Here is a 253-nt window from a genome sequence, read left to right on the forward strand (position 1 = left end):
CATTCACAATTTTAATCAAAAAATATCAAAATTCAACAAATCCAACTACTTATTTCCAAAAAACAATCAAAACCACCCCAACAAATCACTCACACTATTATAACCAACCCTACCCTTCCTATTCACCCACCAAACACTCAACTCACTCACCAACACATTATAAATACATCCGCAAACAAAAACCCGTTTCCTTTTCCTTCTCCAACTCAGCCTCCTCCTATGCTTACTTTTTATTACCCCTATCTCTTCTATC

General features: G+C 36.0%; 1 protein-coding gene. It reads right to left on the reverse strand.

What is annotated here, in order from left to right; translation table 11 throughout:
- Positions 1 to 66: 66 nt before the first annotated feature.
- On the reverse strand, positions 67 to 253 hold a 187-nt coding region (locus FS736_RS24950), incomplete at its 5' end, for a hypothetical protein (protein ID WP_222125118.1).

Origin of the sequence: Cytobacillus oceanisediminis 2691 (assembly GCF_007678455.1) — a bacterium.
GTDB lineage: Bacteria > Bacillota > Bacilli > Bacillales > Cytobacillaceae > Mesobacillus > Mesobacillus oceanisediminis_A.